Source organism: Tardiphaga sp. 172_B4_N1_3 (assembly GCF_052076035.1).
GTDB classification, from domain to species: domain Bacteria; phylum Pseudomonadota; class Alphaproteobacteria; order Rhizobiales; family Xanthobacteraceae; genus Tardiphaga; species Tardiphaga robiniae.
This window is the reverse complement of the sequence record NZ_CP197238.1, coordinates 6,031,344-6,052,396: the sequence shown is the minus strand read 5'-3', so window position 1 is coordinate 6,052,396 and position 21,053 is coordinate 6,031,344. Positions and strand designations below refer to the sequence as shown.

The following is a 21,053-nucleotide window of genomic DNA, read 5'->3' as shown; positions in this document are numbered from 1 at the left end:
CCCCGCATTGCGGGGAGAGGGAGCGAGAGGCCGGTGCGTCGGCTCGAAGTGAGACAGTCCTTACGGCAGGTTCACGATCTCGACCCAGTTCGGATTCTTGCCCACGGGTGTTTCACCCAGCTTGGTCAGGCTGCCCGTTGCCTTATCGATGGAGTAGGTCGTCATGCTGTTCGACAATTGCCCGACCGCCAGTAGATAGCGACCTGATGGATCGATGTTGAATCCGCGCGGCTGCTTTTCCGTGGCCGTGGAGCCAAGCGATGTCAGCGCGCCGGTTTTGGGATCGACACGAAACGCGGCGATCGTGTTGCTGGTGCGCTCCGACGCATAGAGAAACTTGCCGTCCGGCGTCAGATGGATATCCGCCGCCCAGGGCTTGCCGTCGAATCCCTTCGGCAAGGCAGAGGCGACCTGCGTTTCCTTCTTCAATGTGCCGGTGGCAGCGTCCCACGGAAACACATAGATCGCGGCATCGAGTTCGTTGAGCAGATAGACGAACTTCTTGTCCGGCGAGAACACCAGATGGCGCGGGCCACCTTTGGCCTTCACACTCACGGTCGGCGGATCGTTCGGCGTCAGCTTTCCGGCCTTGGCATCGAATTTCTGCTGATAGATCACATCGCCGCCGAGGCTCGTATGCAGCACATAGCGATTGGTGGGATCGACGATGATGCAGTGCGCGTTCGGTTCGGTGGCGACGACCTGCTGTGCCGGCGCGATCACGCCATTCGGCCCGATCGCATTCACCGTCACCTTGTTGCCGCCATAGGACGCGCTGAGCAGAAATCGCCCGGTGCGATCGACGGCGATATAGGCCATGGAATCGGCCAGCGGGCCGGGGCCGACCAGTTTCAGTTTTCCAGTTTTGGCATCGATATCGAAGGTCACCGCCGTGTAGGGCTCGTTGCGGAGGCCGGCATAGAGCCGGTGCTTCTCGGGACTGATGGCCAGCGGCAGCGAGCCGCCCGGCTTCGCCGGTCCCGGCACCGCGACGGTGTCGATCGCAGCGAGACTGCCATTCGCCTTCAGTTCGAGAATGCTGATGTTCTGGCTGTCGGCATTGCCGACATAGACATAGGTGGCGGCACTGGCCGATGACATGATGAGCCCTGTTGCTAACGGGAGCGAGACGATCGCCAGCAGCGCCTTCAAACCGGCGCTGGCACGCGTGAACGGCCAACGGCACGAAACGGAACGAACCCGTGCGAGCATCAACACCTCCCTGCCTCTTTTCATTGGGAGGGATGATGCTACCGCCTTCTGGAATAGGCAAGCTGCGCTGCGGCAAAGTCAGAACCGCGAGATCAGAACCGGCCGGCCACCGTCACCCGCAAGGCCAGCGGTTCGACCGGATGCAGCACGCGGTCCATGATGCCGGTCTGGCACACGGCAGCAGGCGCCGTCGGTGCGCCGCCGCCCGCCGGGAAACACATGGCGAATAGCGAATCCGTCTTCAACAGCGAACCATAGGCATAGGTGATCTGGTCAGACTTGCTGTCGAGAATGTTGAACGCGTCGAGCTGGATCCGCCAGCCATTATCGAAGCGGTAACCAACCTGGCCGTTCAGCAAACCCGTGGCTGGCGAGATGAAGGCAGCGTCCTCCGTCAGCGGACGCGGACCGAAATAGCGATAGCGCAAGGCGCCAAACCACCCAGTGGCCTCGCCAAGCCTGATGCCAGCCGAGGCGATCATGTTAGGCGCTCCGGGAATGAAATTACCGGGTGCATTCCCGATCTGCGAGGCCGGATAGCCATCCAGCTCCGCATAGGCCGCCACCTGATCGGCATTGCCTCCGCGAAAGCGCGCGCGCGTCATTGCGAGGTCGGCTTCAAGGCTCAGCCATGACGTGGGCTTGTAGTCGTTGGTCCATTCGAAGCCGACGCGGCGGCTGGGACGACTGGCTTCAGTATCGCCGGCGTCACCGACGAACAGGATTTCGGAGGCCGAATCCAGCATGAAGAGCGCGATCGAGCTGGTCAGACCCGACACAAGTTTGGTGCGCAATCCGATCTCCGCGCCCTTTGTCTTCACCAGGAACGGCGAGCTATCGACCGGCGAACCGTCGCTCGGCGCTTCCCTGATGGTGACGCCGCGCGCATCATTGCTGTGGAACCCCTCGCCGGCATTGAGGAACAGCTCGGTCTTCGCAAAAGGACCAATCACCAGACCTGCCTTGGGGCTGCCAATGGTCGCCGTGGCGCTGCCGGAGTTCACCGGATTGAAGAACGAATTGACCGTCGTGTCGTAATAGTCGCCGCGCCAGCCGATATTCGTGCGCAGCCAGTCGGTCCAGAATGTGGTGTTCTGCACGAACAGGCCGACGCTACCCTCCTTCACGCCATCGCTGCGCGTGGTGGAGAGATATTGCCGCTTGATGGTGTTGCCGAGGCTGACATTGATATCGTCGTAGCGGCTCTGGATGCCGACTTCGGTTTCGTTGCGGAAGCCCGCGATATTGTACTTGAATGTATGCGAGGCGTTGATGCCGCCGAGCACGCGGTCGTCATATTGGTGAAACTGATCGCCATTGACCGGATCGCTCAGGACAAACGTGAAGTTGTTCCACAGATTGAGCTTGCTCTTGACGACGTAGAAATCGAGTTTGGTTGCGCTGTCGAGATCGGTTTGCCGGAGACGGCCGGACAGCGAGAAACGCTCCGAATTGCCACCATCGCTGGGATCGAGCGCGCCATAGCGGCCGATCGCGCCGGAAGTGATCGCCCGCAGCGGCACCTGATCGGTGGAATTCCACTTGTTGCCATAGGCCATGCCGGTCAGCGACAAACCGTTGTCGGCCGTCCCCTGGCTGTAGCGGATCACGCCATTCAGCTTCTGGAGCTTGTCGGGATTGTCCCACGGGCCATTATAGATATTGGCCTCGGCGGCCACCAGCAGCGTGCCTTCGCCGACTTTGCCCGACGTCACGCCAAAGGCCCGATTGTAACCGAAACTTCCTGATGTGATCGACGCCATGGTGCGCGCGACGCTGTCGATCAGACTGACATGGATCGCACCCACGGACGAGAAGTCGCCTTCATCGGCGAAATACGGTCCCTTGCGGACGTTGACTGAATTGATCAGCTCGGGGATCAGAAAATTTGTATCGGCATAGCCCTGGCCGTGACCATGGGTGCGCATGTTCACCGGCATGCCGTCGATGGAGATGGCGAGATCGGTGCCGTGATCCAGATTCACGCCGCGCAGGAAATACTGGTTGGCTTTGCCCTCGCCGGAATGCTGAGTGACGATCAGGCCTGGCGCGACTTCGAGCGCTTCGGCCGGGCGCGACAACGGCCGCGCATTGACCTCGGCGCCGCTGATATTCTTCTCACTGGCGGAGGCGACCGGCGCCTGCGCTGCACGGGCGCCGGGCGTGACACTCATGCCGCCGGCCCCCAACGTCGGTGCGGCAACATGGCGTGCCTCCGGGCGGCCTGCCTCATTCCCGCTGCGCGGTACACGTGGTTTGGCCGCAGGCCGCGGCGGCGCCTCGACTTCGACCGGCGACAGCACTATCGCCGGCTGCGCAGCCGACGGCGTGACGGCTGCGAGCGAAGCCAGGGCGATTCCGGCCGATGAAAAGAGAGAGCGATGCATCGGTCAGTCGGCCGGGCTATGCTGGGTTCAACCGGAACACACTGACATGCCAAGTATGACAAAGTCAAAGATTCGTCATACTTTTTGAGAGGACCGATGCAGCGCATTACGATCACGCTCGACGACGACCTGATGGAAGAGCTGGACGCGATGATCGCCGAACACGGCTATCAGAACCGCTCCGAAGCGATCCGCGATTTCGCCCGCGCCGGCATGCAGCAGGTGGCGCAGGAGAAGGGCAAGACCGGCGAATGCGTCGCCGCGCTGGTCTATGTCTATGATCACGCCCAGCGCGATCTGTCACGCCGTCTGGTCGACACCTATCATCATCACCACGATCTCTCGCTGGCGACGCTGCATGTCCATCTCGACGGCGACAACTGCATGGAAGTCACCGCGCTGCGCGGCTCCGGCAGCGAAGTACAGCATTTCGCCGATCACATCATTGCGGAGCGCGGCGTGAAATATGGGCGGGTGGTGATGATGCCGACGGGGAAGAAGGCGGAGGGGAAGAAGAAGGGGCACAGTCACGGGTGATGTGGAGTTGCGCGACAAGCTGCGGGAATCCCTCCCCCTTGCGGGGAGGGTCGGCCGAGCGAGGCGATGCGCAAGCATCGACGAAGTGGAGGCCGGGGTGGGGGTAGCCCCACACTCAGGCCGGAGTTTGTGGCACCCCCACCCGACCGCGCTACGCGCGGCCACCCTCCCCGCAAGGGGGAGGGAGAAGCCAGATCAATCCCAATCCGGCGCGAAACCCGGATTGACCAGCCGCTGCGCCTTCGGCAGTGCTGCGATCGCCTTGCGGTCGTCGTCGTCCAGCGTGACCTTCAGCGCATCGAGATTGGCCTGCTGACTTTCCTTGCGCGACGCCTTGGGGATCGCCGCGACGCCATCCTGATCGAGCAGCCATTTCAATGCGACCTGCGCCGCCGACACGCCGTGTTTGGCAGCGATGGTCTTCATCACATCGTTGTCGGCCAGCCGACCCTGACCGAGCGGGCAATAGGCCACCAGCGGGATCGACTTCGACCGCAGATAGGTCACCAGCTTCGTCTGGTCGAGCAGCGCATGATATTCGACCTGATTGCAGGCGACCGGCGCGCCGATCTCCTCCACCGCCTGCTTCATCAGCTTGACCGGGAAATTCGCGACGCCGATGGCGCGAACGCGGCCCTCATCCTTCAGCTTCAGCAACGTCTCGAAGATCGCCGGGAGATTCATGCCCTTCGAGGGCCAGTGCACCAGATAGAGATCGATGACATCGAGACCGAGTTTCTTCATGCTGGTGTCGAAGGCGCGCCTGATGGCATCCGGCGCGAGATTCTCGTGCCAGACCTTGGTGGTGACATGCAGATCTTTCCGCGCGATACCCGAAGCCTTGATGCCGGCGCCGACTTCCGCCTCGTTGCCATACATTTCGGCGGTGTCGATGTGGCGATAACCGAGGCCGATGGCGCTTTCCACGCCGGCGACGCAGCCGTCGCCCGTGAGCTTGAACGTGCCCAGGCCGAGCTTCGGCACCTTGATGCCCTGGGTATTCAGATTGTCCATGTCACTTCCTCAAGCATGTCAATTCTTCAATATGGCGAAATCGTCCGAGACGACGGCGCCTGAAGTGTTTGATACGGTGCCAGCCTGCAACGATAAACTCAAATCACCGGGAGAGTTTCAGCACCATGGAAAAGGCATTACGCGGATGGCTCGACTCCCACGGCCTGCTGGCCATCACTGCGGCCGTGCTCGGGGTCATCAGCCTGCTGGCCATGATCCTGGTGGTGGGCGGCTTCTGGCTGGCGCGCTAAACGGCATCATCTCACGATGTCGCTGATGGGCTTCTGAATGTCGCGCCTGGACTGGTGCCGCTTCCCGAAATACGCGACACTCCGGGCCTGATCGCCACCCGGATTCTCCATGCGCTATTCGCTGACGTCGCTGCTCAGGCAAACCCTCACCGGCCACCGAGGCTGGACGCCGCAATGGCGCGATGCTGCGCCGAAACCCGAATACGACATCGTCATTGTCGGCGGCGGCGGGCATGGGCTGGCGACGGCCTATTATCTGGCGAAGGAGTACGGCCTCACAAATATCGCCGTGCTGGAGAAGAGCTGGATCGGGTCAGGCAATATCGGCCGCAACACCACCATTATCCGGTCCAACTATCTGCTCTCGGAAAACATCTCGCTCTATGAGTTGTCGCTGAAGCTGTGGGAAGGCCTCGAGCAGGACTTCAACTACAACGCCATGGTCAGCCAGCGCGGCGTACTGAACCTCTATCACTCCGACGGCCAGCGCGACGCCTATGCCCGGCGCGGCAACATGATGCGGCTGAACGGCGCCGACAGCGAGTTGCTGGACCGCGAGGGCGTGCGCAAACTCTATCCGTTCCTGAATTTCGACAATGCACGCTTCCCGATCCAGGGCGGCTTGTTGCAGAAGCGCGGCGGCACCGTGCGCCATGATGCCGTCGCCTGGGGCTACGCCCGCGGCGCCAGCGACCGCGGCGTCGATGTGATCCAGAATTGCGAAGTGACAGGGATCGACATCGTCGACGGTCGCGCGGTGGGCGTGCAGACCTCGCGCGGCGCAATCAAGGCCAAGAAGATCGGCATTGCCGTCGCCGGCTCGTCGTCGCGCGTCGCGGCGATGGCCGGGATGCGGCTGCCGATCGAGAGCCATGTGCTGCAGGCCTTCGTCTCCGAAGGGCTGAAGCCTGTCATCCCCGGCGTCATCACCTTCGGCGCCGGACATTTCTATATCAGCCAGTCCGACAAGGGCGGGCTGGTGTTCGGCGGCGATATCGACGGCTACAACTCCTATGCCCAGCGCGGCAACCTGCCCGTGGTCGAAGATGTCTGCGAAGGCGGCATGGCGCTGATGCCGGCGATCGGCCGTGCGCGGATGCTGCGCAACTGGGGTGGCCTCGTCGACATGTCGATGGACGGTTCGCCGATCATCGACCGCACCCACGTCAAAGGGCTCTATCTCAATGCCGGCTGGTGCTATGGCGGCTTCAAGGCGACGCCCGGCTCGGGCTTCGTCTTCGCGCATCTGCTGGCGAAAGACGAGCCGCATCCCGCCGCCAATCGTCTGCTGCTGGGTCGCTTCCGTAGCGGCCACATCGTCGACGAAAAGGGCCAGGGCGCCCAACCGAATCTGCACTGAGGCCCCATGCGCATCCCCTGCCCTTATTGCGGATCCCGTGACGCGTCGGAATTTTCCTATTCCGGAGACGCCACGCTGACGCGGCCCGCGCCCGACAATGCCGATGCGATGTTCGACTATGTCTATCTGCGTGACAATCCAGTCGGCGTTCACAGGGAATATTGGTATCACGCCGCCGGCTGCCATGCCTGGCTGACGGTGACACGCAACGTCTCGACGCATGAGGTGATCGACGCCGTGCTGGCCCATGATGAGGCTGCATCATGAGCATCTCGCGTCGTCTCGCATCCGGTGGTCTGATCGACCGGTCCAAGCCGGTCAGCTTCAGTTTCGACGGCAAGACCTATGGCGGCTATGCCGGCGATACGCTGGCCTCAGCGCTGCTGGCCAATGACACGATGCTGGTCGGCCGTTCGTTCAAATATCACCGGCCACGTGGCATCTTTTCGGCCGGGCCGGAAGAACCGAATGCGCTGGTGACGCTGCGCTCGGGCGCGCGCGCCGAGCCGAACACCAAGGCCACCACGGTCGAGCTGTTCGACGGGCTGGACGCGTCGAGCCAGAATTGCTGGCCGTCGCCGCATTTCGATCTGCGCGCCGTGCATCAGCTCGCCGGCCCGCTGCTGAATGCCGGCTTCTACTACAAGACTTTCATGTGGCCGGCGGCGTTCTGGGAGAAATTCTACGAGCCCGCCATCCGTGCCTCGGCAGGCCTCGGCGCGCTCAGCGGTCTCGACGATCCCGATACATATGAAAAATCGCATGCCTTCTGCGATCTGCTGGTGATCGGCGCCGGCCCGGCGGGCTTTGCCGCAGCGCTCGCCGCCGGACGCGCCGGCGCGCGCGTGATCGTGGCAGAGGAAGACTTTGTGCTCGGCGGTCGGCTGCTCAGCGACACCGCGCAGATCGATGGCGTCACAGCAGCCTCATGGGCGGCGCTGGCGGAGGCCGAACTCGGCACCCTGCCGAATGTCCGCATCCTCCAGCGCACCGCCGTGTTCGGTGCCTATGACGGCGAATATGGCGCCATCGAGCGCGTCAGCGATCACCTGCCGGTGCCGCCGCCATTCATGCCGCGGCAGCGGCTGTGGAAGATCGTCGCCAAACAGTGCGTGCTCGCCGCTGGCGCGCAGGAACGACCGCTTGTATTTCCCGGCAATGACAGGCCCGGCATCTTGCTGGCGTCGGCATTGCGGACTTATGCCAACCGCTTCGGCGTGGTGCCGGGCCAACGCGTTGCGATCTTCACGTCATCGGACGATGGCTGGCGCAGTGCGTTCGAACTGCAGAAGGCCGGTGCTGAAATCGCGGTTGTGGTCGATGCACGGACAGACGTTTCGCCTGAGGTGCGCAAACTCGCAGGCAACGCACCTCAATTCCTCGGCGCGCATGTCTCGGACACATCGGGCTATCGCCGGCTGACGACGATCGAGATCACCGACAGTGCGGGCAAGACCCGCAGCGTGGCTGTGGACACGCTTGGCGTTTCCGGCGGCTGGTCGCCGAGCATCGGCATCGCCACGCATCTGGGCGGCAAGGGCAAGTGGTCGGAGGAGAAATCCGCATTTCTCTGCAGCGACACGCCACCGGGCATGCAAATCGCGGGAGCCGCAGCGGCGCAATGGACGCTGACGCGGGCATTGGAGAGCGGTGCACTGGCCGGCGCGAAGGCGGCCTCGTATGTCGGCCTCGGCCTGCAGACGCAGAAGCCCATCACCGCCAGCGACGAGGCATCCGGCACCAATCCGGTCTGGCTGTTCGCGGGATCGCGCCGCAAGGCCTTCGTCGATCTGCAGAACGATGTCACCGCGACCGATATTGCTCTCGCTGCGCAGGAGGGCTTCCGCTCGGTCGAGCAGCTCAAGCGCTACACGACTTTGGGCATGGCGACGGATCAAGGCAAGACGTCCAATATCAACGGGCTCGCGATCCTCGCCGGCGAAATCAGGAAGACCATTGCCGAGACCGGCGCCACGCGGGCGCGCCCACCGCATGTGCCGGTTGCCATCGGCGCCTTTGCGGGCCTGCACAGTGGCAAGCATTTCAAGCCGACGCGGCTGACGGCGAGCCACGCCGCCTCCGCCGCGTTGAACGCCACCTTCGTCGAAGCCGGCCAATGGATGCGCGCGCAATGGTTCAATGCGCCAAGCGAGAATGACTGGCTGCAGAGCGTCACCCGCGAGGTGAAGGCTGTGCGTTCCAGCGTCGGCATCTGCGATGTCTCGACCCTCGGCAAGATCGCGCTGTGCGGCTCCGATGTCGGCACGTTCCTCGACCACGTCTACATCAACACCTTCTCGACGCTGCCCGTCGGCAAGGTGCGCTACGGCGTGATGCTGCGCGAGGACGGTTTCGTGATGGACGACGGCACCACCGCGCGGCTCTCCGCCGATCACTATGTGATGACCACCACGACCGTGAATGCCGGCAAGGTGATGCAGCATCTCGAATACTGCCATCAGGTGCTATGGCCCGAACTCGACGTGCAAATGGTCTCAGTCACCGAGCAATGGGCACAGTATGCGGTCGCGGGGCCGAAGTCGCGCGAGCTGCTACAGGCCCTGCTTGGCGATGCCTGCGATGTCTCCAACGAGGCCTTCCCGTATCTGGCCTGTGCTGAATTCCATGTCGGCAATTTCCCGCTCCGACTGTTCCGCGTCTCGTTCTCCGGCGAACTCGCTTACGAGATTGCGGCTCCGGCGGGCTATGGCGAGGCGCTGTTCAATGCGCTGATGCGGGCCGGCAAGGCACTCGGCGTTACGCCCTATGGCACCGAGGCGCTCTCGGTGATGCGCATCGAAAAGGGCCATGTCGCCGGTTCCGAACTCAACGGCCAGACCGTGGCGCGTGATCTCGGGCTTGGACGCATGATGTCGGTGAAGAAGGACTATATCGGCCGCACCATGGCGGCGCGCGAGGCGCTGATCGATCCGGATCGGCCGACGCTGATCGGCCTGCGGCCGGTCGATCGCAGCCAGCGCTTGCGCAACGGCGCGCTGCTGTTCGCGCGCGGCGTCACGCCTGCGCCGGACAACAATGCCGGCTTCATCACCTCGACAGCCTTCAGCCCAAGCGCCAATCACTGGATCGGGCTCGGCCTGTTGGCGCGGGGGCCGGAGCGGCATGGCGAGATCATCCGTGCCTGGGACCCGGTCCGGTCAGGTGACTATGAGCTCGAAGTCGTCGATCCCGTCTTCGTCGATACAGAAGGAGCGCGGCTGCGTGCTTGATCTCGCTCATATCTCGGCCTTCGCTAAGTTGCGCTCCATCGGCGATGGCCGCGGCGTCATCGCACGGGAACGTCGCGGCATCGCCATTGCTACCGTCATGGCCCGCAAGGGCCAGAGTGCCGCGCTCGCTGCTGCCGTGAAGGAACAGTTCGATATCAACCTGCCACTGGGACCCCACGGCTCCGGCAGCGACGCGACATCGTTTCTCGGCACCGGTCCCAGCCGCTGGCTGGTGACTCACGATGCGGGCACATCGCGTTTCGTCGATAGCCTTGCGCAGCAGCTTGAAGGCCTCGCCTCTGTGGTCGATCAGTCTGACGGTGTGGGCTTGCTACGGCTGTCCGGCCCGGCCCTGCTCGATGTGCTGGCCAAGGGCGTCGCCATCGATCTCAGCGCAACGGCGTTTCCAGCCGGCAGCGTTGCGGTCACGCAGGTCGCGCATATGGGCGTGACGCTGTGGAAGGTCGACGAGGCGCCAACGATTCACATCGCCGCTGCGCGCAGCATGGCTGGGAGTTTCCTGCATTGGCTGGAAGCGTCGGCGGCAGTGAGAGGACTGGTGGCGGAGTAGTCGCTTTCTTAACCTCGCCCCGCTTGCGGGGAGAGGTCGGAGCCGAGCGGCTAGCGAGGCTTCGGGTGAGGGGGAGCTAGTGTTCTACTCGCTAGCTCCCCCTCACCCGTCGCGACAAGCTTCGCTTGTCACGCCACCCTCTCCCCGCTTAGCGAAGCTTCGCTTCGCCGGGCGGGGCGAGGGAAGCAAGCCGCTCCGTCCAACTAATATCCCCGTCCGCGATCCACCGAATCCTTCGGCTGCACACCGGCCTGCACGGCTTCTGCCGTGGCAAGGATGGTGTCACCAATGGCGGTCATGGTGACCTCGCAGGCGTCATGCGGCGTCAGCACGATCTGCGGATGCGACCAGAACGGATGGTCCTTGGGCAGCGGTTCGGTGTGGAAGACATCGAGCGTCGCGCCGGAGAGCTGCCCGCTGGCGAGCGCATCGAGAATATCCTGCTCAACGGAGTGCTCGCCGCGACCGACCTGAATGAGATAGCTACCGCGCGGTATCCTGGCGAACAGCTCCGCATTGAGAATGCCGCGGGTTTCCTCGGTGAGCGGCAACAGATTGACCAGCACCTCCGAGCCCGCGAGCATGGCATCGAGCCCGTCGCTGCCGTGGAAGCCGGTCACACCCGGCGTCGTCGGCTTGGCCGAACGGCTCCACACCCGGACGGGAAAGCCCAGCATCGCCAGATCGGACGCGACGCGCGCACCGATAGCGCCGTAGCCGAGAATGCCGATCGGAACCTCGGACGGGCGGCGTCCGCCGCCGAGGCGCTTCCACACGTGATCGCGCTGGTTCTGCAGATACGTCCCGAACTGGCGCTGGTGATAGATCACGTTCCAGATCACGAAGCCCGACATCATCTGCGCCTGTGCCGGCTCGACCACGCGCACCACGTCGATGCCATCGCGCAGGCTCGGACAGTTCAGGATGCTGTCGGCGCCGGCGCCGATAGAACACGCTGCCTTCAGGTTCGGATAGTGATCGAACCCGTCGGCATGCGGATGCCAGCTCACCGCCATGTCGATTTTAGCGGGATCGGTGCCGTCGAGATGGTCGACAAAATTCACCTTGCCGCCGAGCCGGGCGATTTCGTTGGTCAGGTATTTGCGCAGGTTGATGGTCCTGCTCAGGAAAACGCAAGTCACGGGAGACGTCGGCATAAGGTCAGGCGGCCTGGGATGGCGAACTCTGGCCGGGGACGGCGCCGAGCAATTCGCGGGTGTAGGGATGTTCCGGCGCCGCAAACAATTGCGCCGTCGGCTTCAGCTCGACGATCACGCCGCGCTGCATTACGGCGATGCGGTCGCAGATCTGCGCAGCCACACGAAGGTCATGGGTGATGAAGAGCATCGACAGACCAAGGCGGGCCTTGAGGTCTTCCAGCAGCTTCAGCACCTGCGCCTGCACCGAGACGTCGAGCGCGGAGACGGCTTCGTCGGCGACGATGATCTCCGGATCCATCGCAAGCGCGCGGGCGATGCCGAGACGCTGGCGCTGGCCACCGGAAAATTCGTGCGGATAGCGGTCGAGCGAACCGGCATCGAGGCCGACCATGCCAAGCAGATCACGCGCACGCTGCATCGCGACTTTGGGATCGGTGCCGCGAGCGATCGGGCCATCGGTGATGATCTGGCCGACCCGACGGCGCGGATTGAGCGAGGCGAACGGGTCCTGAAAGATCATCTGGATGCGATGGCGCTGCGCGCGCAGCGCCTTGCCTTCGAGGGCCGTGAGATCGATATCCCCGATGCGCACGGTCCCCCGGTCGGCCTCGATCAGACGCATCACCAGACGCGCCACTGACGATTTGCCCGAACCGGACTCGCCGACCAGGCCGACGGTCTCACCCTGCATGATCGAGAACGTGACTTCGTTCGCAGCCTGCACGCGGCGATCCGGCTTGAACCAGCCGCCCGAGGTCACATAGGTCTTGTCGAGGCCGATGACCTCGACAGCCTTCGCATTTTCATCCAGCGACGCGCGCACCGGCGGGTGCATCGACGGCACAGCAGCGAGAAGCGCCTTGGTGTAATCGTGCTGCGGATTCCTGAAGACAGCGTCGATCGAGCCCTCTTCCACGATCTTGCCATGGCGCAACACCACGACGCGGTCGGCGATATCGGCGACGACGCCGAAATCGTGGGTGATGAACATCACGGCCATGTTGCGGCTGCGCTGCAGATTGCGGATCAGCTTGAGGATCTGCGCCTGCGTGGTGACGTCGAGCGCAGTGGTCGGCTCGTCGGCGACGAGCACCGACGGCTCAAGCGCAAGCGCCATGGCAATCATCGCGCGCTGGCGCTGGCCGCCGGAGAGCTGGTGCGGATAGGCGCGGATGATACGCTCTGGATCGGGCAGACCGACTTCCTTGGCGAGGCTGAGGGCCTTGGCGCGGCGCTCCTTCGGCGTCAAAAGATTATGCGCCTCGAACATTTCCATCATCTGCTCGCCAATCCGCATCAGAGGATTGAGCGCGGTCATCGGCTCCTGGAACACCATGGCAATGCCGCGGCCGCGCACTTCGCGCCAGCCGCTCTCGTCGAGCTTCAGGAGATTCCGGCCCTCGAACAGAACTTCGCCGGTCTCGGTCTTCACCGTATCCGGCAACAGTCCCATCAGCGCATGCGCGCACATGGACTTGCCGGAACCGGATTCGCCGACGACGCAGACGATCTCGCCGGGAATGAGATCGATGGACACGCCATCGACCGCATAGGGACGTTCGGCGCTCTTCGGCAGAGCAATCTTCAGGTTCTTGATGGAAACGGCGGGGGCTTTGGACAGCACTTGGGTCATCAGCGGCTATCCTTCGCCAGGCGCGGATTGAGCGCGTCGTTGAGGCCTTCGCCGATCAGGTTCATGCCGAGCACCGAAATCAGGATGGCGACCCCGGGGAAGACTGTGATCCACCAGGCCTGCCGGATCACCGTCCGGCCAGCACCGACCATGTAGCCCCAGGACATCAGGTTGGGATCGCCAAGGCCGAGGAACGACAGCGAGGACTCCAGCAGGATCGCATTGGCGACCATCAGCGACGCCAGCACGATCACCGGTGACAGCGCATTCGGCAGGATCTCGCGCGAGATGATCCAGGTATTACTCTGGCCGGTCACGATGGCGGCCTGGACATATTCGCGGGTACGCAGCGACAGCACCTCACCGCGCACCAGACGCGCCACCGGCGGCCACGAGACGATGGCGATGGAACCGACGATGGAATAGATCGACGGCTGCAGGATCGCCACCAGCACAATGGCCAGCGGGAAGCTGGGAATGGTCTGGAAGAACTCGGTGAAGCGCATCAGGGCGTCGTCGACCTTGCCGCCGAAATAACCGGCGATGGCGCCGAGCGGCACGCCGATCGTCAGCGCCACGGTGGTCGAAACGAGACCGACCAGCAGCGACACGCGAGCGCCATAGATCAGGCCGGCAAACACGTCGCGGCCCAGCGCATCGGTGCCGAGGGTCACCATGGGATTGGTGAAGGGCGGCAGGAACGGCCGCTGCACCATCCGCCAGGGCGAGGTCGGGAAGATCATTTGCCCGAACAGCGCGACGAAAATCGCAAGCGTGATGATGACCAGACCGATAACGCCGCCGGGATTGCGCAGCATCAATTTCCAGAACTTCTTCATGATGCAAACTCGATGCGTGGATCGACCAGCCGATAGACGAGGTCGGTGACGAGGTTGAAGATCAGGACCATCGCCGAGCAGACCACGAAGACGCCGAGCAGAAGGTTATAATCGCGTTGCAAGAGCGCCTCATAGAGCAACCTGCCAATGCCGGGCCATGCAAACACCGTCTCGGTGAGCACGGCACCGCCGACCAACGTACCGGAATGGACGCCGGCCAGCGTCACCACCGGCAGCAGCGCGTTGCGCAGCACGTGGCGGCGCTGGATGATGTTGTCGCGCAGGCCCTTGGCGCGGGCCGTCTTGACGAAATCGAGTCGCTTGACCTCAAGCATCGAGGCGCGCGTCATGCGCGTATAGGTCGCCATGAAGAACAGGCCGATGGTCATGGCCGGCATCACCAGATGCAGAGCCACGTCTTTCACATGTGCCCATCCGGTAAAGTTTCCACCGACGGTCTCGTAGCCGAAGCTCGGCAGCCAGCCGAGATAGACCGAGAACAGCAGGATCGACATCAGCGCGACCCAGAAGATCGGCGTGGCATAGAACAGCAGCGCGGAGACAGTGATGGCGGTGTCCGCCCATGTCCCCGCAAATCTCGCGGCCAGCGTACCGAATGTGATGCCCAGTAACAGCGATATGCCGAACGCCGTCAGCGTCAGCAGCAGCGTCGCCGGCAGACGCTCGGCGATCAGCTTCGCGACCGGCATCTGCTGGCGGAACGAGAAACCGAGGTCGAGGGTGACGACACCCTTCACGTAAATGAACAGCTGCTCCGGCAGCGGTTTGTCCAGTGAGAACTTTTCGCGCAGCTGCTGGACGAATTGCTCATCGCTGGCGCCGGCCTCACCGGCCATCACCGCTGCGGGATCGCCGGGCGCAAGGCGGATCAGGAAGAAGTTCATCACGATGATCGCAAGCAGGACGAACACGCCCTTCACGATCCTCTGGGCAACGAATGACAGCATCAGAGGTCCATCGCATTCAGGTCAGAGTACACAAAGAAAACCCGTGACGATCACAGAGATCGTCACGGGCATCAGGCTGAAAGCTTACTTGTCGATCCAGGCGTCGCGGAAGCCGTCATTGACGCCGATACCGGTGGTGATCAGGTTCTTGATCTTGCAGTTCGTGATGGTCGGGAACTGCAGTTCAAGCTGCCAGGCAACAGGCACATCCTCGACGAGAATCTTCTGGACCTTCTCGTAGATTTCCTTGCGCTTCGAATCCGGCGTGGCGACGGCGCCCTCTTCGAACAGCTTGTCGACCTCAGGATTGGAATAGCCCTCAAGGTTGTTGAACAGCTGGCCCTTCTGGATCGCGCTCGTCACGTAGTTACGGCCAACGCCGAGCGCCGGATCGCCGTACTGATAGAGATAGGTGAAGGAGATATCGTAATCCCACTCCATGTTCTTCTGGTTCGAACCAGGCACGTCGGTGGCGATGGTCTCGATATTCATGCCGACGTCGACGAGATTCTGCTTCACAGCTTCACCCCAGCGCGACCAGGTCTCGCCATAGGGCAGCGGCATCAGGCGGATCTTCTCGCCCTTGTAGCCGGCTTCCTTCAGCAGCGCCTTGGCCTTAGCCGGATCGTAGGGGTATTTCGGCACGTTGTCGGTGTAGAACTTGATCGCCGACGACGATGGGCCGGTGGCCACCTTGCCGAGACCGTTCCAGATCACGTCCTTGGCGAATTCGCGGTCCACCGCATACATGATCGCCTGACGAACCTTCTTGTTGGCGAGCACGGGGGTGCGGTTGTTGAGCCACATCCAGGCCATTGGCGAGAAGAACTCCCAGCCGTCGCCGGTGACGCAGGTATTCGGCAGCTTGCTGACGCGCGGCACGTCGAAGTTCTCGATCGAACCGCCGGGCAGCACATCGACCTTACCGGTCTCGTAGGCCACCGAACGCGCAGCGGCGTCCGGAATGATCTGCCAGTAGATGCCGTCGATATAGGGCTTGCCCTGGACGTGGTAGTTGGGGTTCTTCACCAGCTGGATGAACGAGCCCTTCTTCCATTCTTTGAACATGAACGGGCCGGTACCGATCGGCGTGTTGTTCGCCGGATTGGTCTTGACGTCGGAGCCTTCATAGATGTGCTTCGGGATGATCGGCATCGAGCCGACTTCGAAGATGCCGATGAAGGGGCCAAAGGGCTGCTTCAGCGTGAAGACGACGGTGTAATCGTCGGGCGCTTCGACCTTGTCGAGCTGCACGAGGTTGTTGCGCGCGCGGGCATGGGTGACCTTGAGCGTCTCGATGGAGAACAGCACGTCTGCAGCGGTGAACGGCTTGCCGTCGTGCCAGGTCACGCCCTGCTTGAGCTTGAACGTGTAGGTCTTGGCATCCGGGCTGATGGTCCAGCTCTCGGCGAGACCGGGCTGCGGCTCCAGTGTTTTGCTGTAGCGCAGCAGGCCTTCATAGATATTGCCCGAGACCATCTGGGTCGGGCCGTTCTGGACGAGTGCCAGCATCAGGCCCGGCGGCTCTGGCTGGATCACCGCATTGATGGTGCCGCCCATCTTCGGCTCCTGCGCGAGCGCCATTGTACTCACGGTGCTCAGTGCCAAAGCCAATACAAATTTCTTCAACATATCTTTCCCCTTAGTGCCGGTTGGCACGTAACCCAGATCAGTTGACGATGTGTAGCGGAAGTCGGATCAATTCTTGTAATCGGCGTCCGTGCGATCGAGCATGCGCTTGAACGCTTCCCACTCGCTGTCCGGCTTGCCGCCTTCGGTGCCATGCACCTTGTCGTAACCGCGGTCATACTGGCCGGCGGTGTGTGCGGCAATGGCGTGGGACGGGCGAATGACTTCTGCGCCGGTTGAAAGAATCGCGAGCTGCGCGCGGCAGGAGCGCTCCATGTTGAACATCAGCTTGAAGGCCTCACCAACCGAGCGGCCGCAGGTGAGCAGGCCGTGGTTGCGCAGGATGAGAACCATCTTGTCACCGAGATCGGCGACCAGGCGTTCGCGCTCGGACAGGTCCAGCGCGATGCCTTCGAAATCATGATAGGCGATGCGGTCGGTGAACTGCATCGACCACTGGTTCAGCGGCTGCAGACCGTCCTTGAGGCACGACACGGCGACACCGGCAACGGTATGCGTGTGCAGCACGCACTGCGCGTCGTGGCGAGCGGCGTGAACGGCGCTGTGAATGGTGAAGCCGGCCGGATTGATACCGAGGCCGAGCGGATCGTCGACAACTTTACCGTCGACGTCGACGGTGACGAGGTTCCCGGCCGTCACTTCCTCGAAGCGCATGCCATAGGGATTGATCAGGAAGCGGTCCTGGGTGCCGGGGACGCGCACCGAAATATGCGTGTAAATGCTGTCATCGAGGCCGAGGCGATGGATCAGGCGATAGGCCGCAGCAAGATCGATACGGACCTGCTTGGCGGCATCGAGGGTCGGCGTAAGGTTTGCATGCATATTCACAGGCGCGGTTCCCGGCTTTTTTTTAAGGTGCGGGCAGGAAACACAATCGCATGGCAGCTCGCAAGATTAAACTGTCGACAATCGACGATTAATTCTTGTACAGGGGAAGAAACGGGTCCCCGCATGCGTTTGATGTCTCCTCCAGTTGGTCTGACTGCCCTCGCCGACACCGATCTTGTCGGGCAGGTCGCACGCATCCTGACCCAGGCCATCATCAAGGGGCAGCTGCTGCCTGGCGCCAAAGTCGTCGAAGCCGGCATCGCCCGCGAACTCGGCGTCAGCCGCGCTCCTGTCCGTGAAGCTGCACGGCTGCTCGAGCAACAGGGCCTGCTGGTCTCGCATCCGCGCCGCGGCTTCTTCGTCCGCAAGCTTGAAGCAACGGATATCGACGAGGTCTACGACCTGCGCATCTGCGTCGAATGTCACGCCGGCGTGCTCGCCTCGAAGAACATGACGCCTGCCAATCGCGACATGCTGCGCCGGCAGATCGACGTCATGCATGAGACCGCCGGCATCGATGATCATGCCCGGCAGATCGAGGAAGACTACAAATTTCACCGCATGATCTGCGAAATCGCCGGCAGCAAACGCCTGTTGCGATTGTTCGATGACCTCGCTTCGGAACTGCGGATGACGATCGGCCTGATCGGCCGGCTCTATGACGATCCGCACCGTATTGCGCAGACCCATGAAGCGCTGCTCGAAGTCCTCGAACAGGGGCATCCCGATATCATCACCGCGCGGATCGACTATCACATCGGCGCTGCATGGCGCGAAGTCGGCAAGCTCGTCCGCGAACTTCCCTCCTCAACGAATGGAGCCGCCACGTGAAGGCAGTGTATTCCGACAAGCACAAGAGCCATGATCCGCAGTTCTTTCTTGTACGCGGTCAGGTCCGTAAAACCACCGAGCAGCCGGAGCGCGCCGAGCGCCTGCTGAAGGGCCTCGCCGACGGCAAGCACACGATCGTCGCGCCGACCGAATTCGGCCAGGGCCCACGCGCCCGCGTGCACTCGCCGGAATATCTGCGCTTCCTCGAAGGCGCCTGGGAGGAATGGATCAAGCTGCCGGACTACGGCCCGGAGATGATCGCCAATATCCACCCGAACCGCGTGGCGGGCAGCTATCCCACCCACATCACCGGCAAGCTCGGCTGGCACACCGCCGATACCGCAGCACCGATCGGTCCTGGCACATGGCTTGGTGCCTGCGCCTCCACCGACGTCGCCGTCACCGCGGCGCAGATGGTGATAGACGGCGAGGACGCCGTCTATGCCCTGTGCCGCCCGCCCGGCCACCACGCCTATCGCGACATGGCCGGCGGCTTCTGCTTCATGAACAATTCGGCCATCGCTGCCGAGCATCTGCGCACCAAGCATGAGCGCGTCGCGATCCTCGATGTCGACGTGCATCACGGCAACGGCACACAGGGCATCTTCTATGCGCGTCCAGACGTGCTGACGGTGTCGATCCATGCCGATCCCGTCGGTTACTACCCCTTCGTCTGGGGCTATGCCCATGAGAAGGGCGAAGGCAACGGTCTCGGCACCAATCTCAATATTCCGCTCGCGCTTGGCACCGGCGATGACGGTTTCATCGACGCGCTTGCTGTCGCCGAGAAAACCATCAAGTCATTCGCGCCGACGGCTCTGGTTCTCGCTCTCGGCCTCGACGCGTCCGAGCACGATCCGCTGGCCGCGCTCAAGGTCACCACCCCGGGCTTCAAGCGCATCGGCGAAGCCGTTGCACGCATGGGCCTGCCCACGGTGCTCGTTCAGGAAGGCGGATATCTCTCCGACATCCTCGGCGCCAACCTCACCTCGACCCTCGCCGGTTTCGAAGCCGCGCGGTGATTGGACTTATCGAGTGAACACCAGCACGCCGCGCTCTCTTAACCTCTCCCCGCTCTGCGCGGGGAGAGGTCGCCGCGTCTTCGCGGCGGGTGAGGGGCGTGGCACGGCGCTCATCGCACGTACTGCACTTGCGGATCGTAAGAGCCCCTCACCCCACCCCTCTCCCCGCAAGAGCGGGGCGAGGGAGCCTACAGCGCCCGGCGCAGCAGCCTGCTCCGTCCACTGATCCACACCCAACAACATCCAAAAAACTGAAGGACAAACTCGCATGCCAACCAATGCAGAAATCTTTGCACGCCGCGAAGCCGCTGTGCCCCGCGGCATCGGCCATTCCACTCCGATCTCGGCGCAGCGCGCGCTGAATGCGGAAGTCTGGGACGTCGAAGGCAAGCGCTATGTCGACTTCGCCGGCGGCATCGCCGTGCTCAACACCGGCCACTGCCACCCGACCATCATGGCCGCCGTGCGTGCGCAGATGGAGAACTTCACCCACACCTGCTTCCAGGTGCTGCTGTATGAATCCTACGTGACCCTCGCCGAGCGCCTGAACAAGCTGGCGCCGATCGACGGCGCCACCAAGACCGCATTCTTCACCACCGGCGCCGAAGCGACCGAGAACGCCATCAAGATGGCCCGCGCCGCCACCGGCCGCGCCGGTGTGATCGCCTTCACCGGCGGCTTCCATGGCCGCACCCACATGACCATGACCATGACCGGCAAGGTGTTCCCGTACAAGAAGGGCTTTGGCGGCGCCATGCCGGAAGTCTGGCACGTGCCGTTCCCGGCCGCGCCGCTCGACGTCACCGTTGAGGAATCGCTCAAGTATCTCAGCTTCCTGTTCAAGGCCGACATTGATCCGGCCCGCGTCGCCGCGATCATCATCGAGCCGGTGCAGGGCGAAGGCGGCTTCCACCAGGCGCCGCCGGAGCTGATGCGCGCGCTGCGCAAGATCTGCGACGAGAATGGCATCGTCTTCATCGCCGACGAAGTGCAGACCGGTTACGGCCGCACCGGCAAGATGTTCGCGATGGAACATTACGACGTGAAGCCCGACCTCATCACCGTGGCGAAGAGCCTCGCCGGCGGCTTCCCGCTGTCGGGCGTGATCGGCAAGGCCAAGATCATGGACGCAGCCGATCCGGGCGGCCTCGGCGGCACCTATGCCGGCAACCCGCTGGCGATTGCCGCAGCGATGGCCGTGCTCGACGTGTTCGAGAAAGAGAAGCTGGTGGAGCGCGCCAACAACATCGGCGAGCGCATCACCACGCGCCTGAAGAAGATGCAGCAGCGAAACGACCTCGTGCCGATCGCCAGCATCCGCAATGTCGGCGCCATGATCGCCTTCGACATCGTCAAGGAGCGCGGCTCTGATACGCCGGACGCCGAAGTGACCAAGAAGGTGACGCAGAAGGCCACCGAGGAAGGCCTGATCCTGCTGTCCTGCGGCGTTAACTTCAACACCATCCGCGTGCTCGTTCCGCTGACCGCCCAGGACGAAATCCTCGACGAAGGCATGGACAAGCTCGAACGCGCGCTGACTGCCTGAGCCCTCTCACAAGA

At 62.9% G+C, this 21,053-nt stretch carries 18 protein-coding genes; 9 read left to right on the top strand and 9 right to left on the bottom strand.

The window, feature by feature from the left end; genetic code table 11:
- Positions 1 to 60: 60 nt before the first annotated feature.
- On the bottom strand, positions 61 to 1,212 hold the full coding sequence (locus AB7783_RS28530) for a lactonase family protein (protein ID WP_441279482.1): 1,152 nt from the start codon (positions 1,210 to 1,212) through the stop codon (positions 61 to 63).
- A 92-nt stretch (positions 1,213 to 1,304) separates the two neighbouring features.
- Positions 1,305 to 3,599, bottom strand: a complete 2,295-nt coding sequence (locus AB7783_RS28525; protein WP_441279481.1) for a TonB-dependent receptor domain-containing protein — start codon at positions 3,597 to 3,599, stop codon at positions 1,305 to 1,307.
- A 96-nt stretch (positions 3,600 to 3,695) separates the two neighbouring features.
- Between AB7783_RS28525 and nikR the strand changes: the two genes are divergently transcribed.
- Complete coding sequence (nikR, locus tag AB7783_RS28520) at positions 3,696 to 4,136, top strand: nickel-responsive transcriptional regulator NikR (protein WP_184513576.1); 441 nt, start codon at positions 3,696 to 3,698, stop codon at positions 4,134 to 4,136.
- A gap of 195 nt (positions 4,137 to 4,331) precedes the next feature.
- Here the strand turns inward: nikR and AB7783_RS28515 are convergent, their stop codons facing one another.
- The gene (locus AB7783_RS28515) at positions 4,332 to 5,150 is read right to left on the bottom strand and encodes an aldo/keto reductase (protein WP_441279480.1); all 819 of its coding nucleotides are present in this window, start codon (positions 5,148 to 5,150) and stop codon (positions 4,332 to 4,334) included.
- A gap of 125 nt (positions 5,151 to 5,275) precedes the next feature.
- Between AB7783_RS28515 and AB7783_RS28510 the strand changes: the two genes are divergently transcribed.
- From AB7783_RS28510 to AB7783_RS28490, 5 genes are all read left to right on the top strand, one after another.
- A complete protein-coding gene (locus AB7783_RS28510) occupies positions 5,276 to 5,401 on the top strand; it encodes a hypothetical protein (RefSeq protein WP_256461202.1) in 126 nt (41 codons plus the stop codon).
- Between the two features lie 109 nt (positions 5,402 to 5,510).
- The gene (locus AB7783_RS28505) at positions 5,511 to 6,761 is read left to right on the top strand and encodes a sarcosine oxidase subunit beta family protein (RefSeq protein ID WP_441279479.1); all 1,251 of its coding nucleotides are present in this window, start codon (positions 5,511 to 5,513) and stop codon (positions 6,759 to 6,761) included.
- Between the two features lie 6 nt (positions 6,762 to 6,767).
- A complete protein-coding gene (locus tag AB7783_RS28500; protein WP_320446856.1) occupies positions 6,768 to 7,028 on the top strand; it encodes a sarcosine oxidase subunit delta in 261 nt (86 codons plus the stop codon).
- On the top strand, positions 7,025 to 9,991 hold the full coding sequence (locus AB7783_RS28495) for a sarcosine oxidase subunit alpha family protein (RefSeq protein WP_441279478.1): 2,967 nt from the start codon (positions 7,025 to 7,027) through the stop codon (positions 9,989 to 9,991). The genes AB7783_RS28500 and AB7783_RS28495 overlap by 4 nt, the downstream gene beginning before the upstream one ends.
- Positions 9,984 to 10,562, top strand: a complete 579-nt coding sequence (locus AB7783_RS28490; protein WP_441279477.1) for a sarcosine oxidase subunit gamma — start codon at positions 9,984 to 9,986, stop codon at positions 10,560 to 10,562. Before AB7783_RS28495 ends, AB7783_RS28490 begins: the two co-directional genes overlap by 8 nt.
- A 203-nt stretch (positions 10,563 to 10,765) precedes the next feature.
- Here the strand turns inward: AB7783_RS28490 and AB7783_RS28485 are convergent, their stop codons facing one another.
- The 6 genes from AB7783_RS28485 to AB7783_RS28460 all read right to left on the bottom strand — a co-directional run bounded on the left by AB7783_RS28485 (position 10,766) and on the right by AB7783_RS28460 (position 17,634).
- Positions 10,766 to 11,704 carry a 2-hydroxyacid dehydrogenase gene (locus AB7783_RS28485; RefSeq protein WP_441279476.1) on the bottom strand — a complete coding sequence of 313 codons (939 nt, stop codon included), beginning with the start codon at positions 11,702 to 11,704 and terminating at the stop codon, positions 10,766 to 10,768.
- A 19-nt stretch (positions 11,705 to 11,723) separates the two neighbouring features.
- Positions 11,724 to 13,355 carry an ABC transporter ATP-binding protein gene (locus tag AB7783_RS28480; RefSeq protein WP_441279475.1) on the bottom strand — a complete coding sequence of 544 codons (1,632 nt, stop codon included), beginning with the start codon at positions 13,353 to 13,355 and terminating at the stop codon, positions 11,724 to 11,726.
- Positions 13,355 to 14,194 (bottom strand): ABC transporter permease, encoded by an 840-nt coding sequence (locus AB7783_RS28475; RefSeq protein ID WP_093759485.1) that lies wholly within the window; start codon positions 14,192 to 14,194, stop codon positions 13,355 to 13,357. The genes AB7783_RS28480 and AB7783_RS28475 overlap by 1 nt, the downstream gene beginning before the upstream one ends.
- Entirely contained in the window at positions 14,191 to 15,162 is a 972-nt protein-coding gene (locus tag AB7783_RS28470) for an ABC transporter permease (protein ID WP_120288470.1), read from the bottom strand. The genes AB7783_RS28475 and AB7783_RS28470 overlap by 4 nt, the downstream gene beginning before the upstream one ends.
- A gap of 84 nt (positions 15,163 to 15,246) precedes the next feature.
- Entirely contained in the window at positions 15,247 to 16,794 is a 1,548-nt protein-coding gene (locus AB7783_RS28465; RefSeq protein WP_175368800.1) for an ABC transporter substrate-binding protein, read from the bottom strand.
- Positions 16,795 to 16,860: 66 nt separating this feature from the next.
- Complete coding sequence (locus tag AB7783_RS28460) at positions 16,861 to 17,634, bottom strand: class II aldolase/adducin family protein (protein WP_093759488.1); 774 nt, start codon at positions 17,632 to 17,634, stop codon at positions 16,861 to 16,863.
- 138 nt (positions 17,635 to 17,772) lie between these two features.
- Between AB7783_RS28460 and AB7783_RS28455 the strand changes: the two genes are divergently transcribed.
- The 3 genes from AB7783_RS28455 to gabT all read left to right on the top strand — a co-directional run bounded on the left by AB7783_RS28455 (position 17,773) and on the right by gabT (position 21,039).
- Positions 17,773 to 18,471, top strand: coding sequence for a GntR family transcriptional regulator (locus AB7783_RS28455; RefSeq protein WP_439079418.1), 699 nt, complete (start codon positions 17,773 to 17,775; stop codon positions 18,469 to 18,471).
- Entirely contained in the window at positions 18,468 to 19,493 is a 1,026-nt protein-coding gene (locus AB7783_RS28450; protein ID WP_441279474.1) for a histone deacetylase family protein, read from the top strand. Before AB7783_RS28455 ends, AB7783_RS28450 begins: the two co-directional genes overlap by 4 nt.
- 268 nt (positions 19,494 to 19,761) lie before the next feature.
- Complete coding sequence (gene gabT / locus AB7783_RS28445; protein ID WP_441279473.1) at positions 19,762 to 21,039, top strand: 4-aminobutyrate--2-oxoglutarate transaminase; 1,278 nt, start codon at positions 19,762 to 19,764, stop codon at positions 21,037 to 21,039.
- The last annotated feature ends 14 nt before the right edge of the window (positions 21,040 to 21,053 follow it).

Bases quoted from the DNA above. Each gene is read 5' to 3' on its own strand.
- AB7783_RS28530 (WP_441279482.1), bottom strand. From the start codon at position 1,212: ATGCTCGCACGGGTTCGTTCCGTTTCGTGCCGTTGGCCGTTCACGCGT.
- AB7783_RS28525 (WP_441279481.1), bottom strand. From the start codon at position 3,599: ATGCATCGCTCTCTCTTTTCATCGGCCGGAATCGCCCTGGCTTCGCTC.
- nikR (WP_184513576.1), top strand. From the start codon at position 3,696: ATGCAGCGCATTACGATCACGCTCGACGACGACCTGATGGAAGAGCTG.
- AB7783_RS28515 (WP_441279480.1), bottom strand. From the start codon at position 5,150: ATGGACAATCTGAATACCCAGGGCATCAAGGTGCCGAAGCTCGGCCTG.
- AB7783_RS28510 (WP_256461202.1), top strand. From the start codon at position 5,276: ATGGAAAAGGCATTACGCGGATGGCTCGACTCCCACGGCCTGCTGGCC.
- AB7783_RS28505 (WP_441279479.1), top strand. From the start codon at position 5,511: ATGCGCTATTCGCTGACGTCGCTGCTCAGGCAAACCCTCACCGGCCAC.
- AB7783_RS28500 (WP_320446856.1), top strand. From the start codon at position 6,768: ATGCGCATCCCCTGCCCTTATTGCGGATCCCGTGACGCGTCGGAATTT.
- AB7783_RS28495 (WP_441279478.1), top strand. From the start codon at position 7,025: ATGAGCATCTCGCGTCGTCTCGCATCCGGTGGTCTGATCGACCGGTCC.
- AB7783_RS28480 (WP_441279475.1), bottom strand. From the start codon at position 13,355: ATGACCCAAGTGCTGTCCAAAGCCCCCGCCGTTTCCATCAAGAACCTG.
- AB7783_RS28475 (WP_093759485.1), bottom strand. From the start codon at position 14,194: ATGAAGAAGTTCTGGAAATTGATGCTGCGCAATCCCGGCGGCGTTATC.
- AB7783_RS28470 (WP_120288470.1), bottom strand. From the start codon at position 15,162: ATGCTGTCATTCGTTGCCCAGAGGATCGTGAAGGGCGTGTTCGTCCTG.
- AB7783_RS28465 (WP_175368800.1), bottom strand. From the start codon at position 16,794: ATGTTGAAGAAATTTGTATTGGCTTTGGCACTGAGCACCGTGAGTACA.
- AB7783_RS28460 (WP_093759488.1), bottom strand. From the start codon at position 17,634: ATGCATGCAAACCTTACGCCGACCCTCGATGCCGCCAAGCAGGTCCGT.
- AB7783_RS28455 (WP_439079418.1), top strand. From the start codon at position 17,773: ATGTCTCCTCCAGTTGGTCTGACTGCCCTCGCCGACACCGATCTTGTC.
- gabT (WP_441279473.1), top strand. From the start codon at position 19,762: ATGCCAACCAATGCAGAAATCTTTGCACGCCGCGAAGCCGCTGTGCCC.